Raw genomic sequence first — 1087 nt, 5'->3', positions numbered from 1 at the left:
CGTGTTCTCTTAGACATAAAAATTCCTCCTGGTATGTTTTCTTCTAGTCTACACACCTTAATTTTTCTGTCTAGTTAATTGTAGCCTATCCAATTTTATTATCACTAGGACTAGGATCTTTAATTTCTAACAACCCTAATATTTGGTCGGGATACATATCAATTACCTTAAATTTCAAAGAAGATGCGTATAACCAAGATATTTTAATAGAAGGAAAGACACAATTATGGTTTAAATTTGATCCTTCGAATAGATTTATCAAAGATTTTTATAAAGTATGGGATTCAGAAGTTTTCTTTTTAGCAATCGAAGAAAGCTTATTAATCAATCTCTACTATTCTAATAAGAACTATTTCAAAATTCCTGCTGCGAAAACTAGAATGAAGAAGGATGTATACTTTTTGTTTGATATCGTGACTGACGTGCCAGACGCACGAAGCGATCATCGGCGTTATGATTATATAAAGTATACTTTCGTTGATCCAGAAAGATACAAAGATTAAAGTAGGCTACCTAAAAAGGTAGCCCGGAACGGATTTTATCACCATACTTATAAAAGGAGATATTTTTAAGTTAGTATTAAGATTGTGTAATATGATGATATCTATATTTTATAGTATCAGTGCTATAAAATCAAAAATAAGTCACTAATTAACTATCACTCCAATTATAAGTCTTTTTCCCATTATTTTTTACAGTTATATGGTATGCTTTTTAATGGCTTCAAATATAAAAGAGTTTAAAGCGTAACACACTTATGGGGAAGTGGTTTTTGGGGAACGCTTTAAACTCTTCTTTATTATTATCTCACAATATAACCCAAATGTCTTTCCATTTAAAAATCAAAGTAAAACTTTTCAAATATACAGAAGTATAACTATGTGAAACATCCTTTCATTAATCCATAAAAGGATACATAAAAAAGCCACTCATTTGAGTGGCAATGAAGAAAAGCTTTAGCTTGTATAATACTCTTCAAAAAATTCTAACACAGAACGATTCAATTGGCTACATTAATGTACCCTGTAGGACTCGAACCTACGACCGGACGGTTATGAGCCGTCTGCTCTAACCAACTGAGCTAAGG

Annotated in this window: 1 protein-coding gene; it reads left to right on the top strand. The window is 31.4% G+C overall.

The annotated features are described in order from the left end of the window. Positions 1–200: 200 nt before the first annotated feature. On the top strand, positions 201–503 hold the full coding sequence (locus DIZ30_RS12585; protein WP_109023262.1) for a DUF5960 family protein: 303 nt from the start codon (positions 201–203) through the stop codon (positions 501–503). Positions 504–1087: the final 584 nt, after the last annotated feature.

The organism is Enterococcus sp. H57 (assembly GCF_003112495.1).
GTDB lineage: Bacteria > Bacillota > Bacilli > Lactobacillales > Enterococcaceae > Enterococcus_B > Enterococcus_B faecium.
The sequence above is the reverse complement of the archived record's forward strand: the minus strand, read 5'-3'. Positions and strand labels throughout refer to the sequence as shown.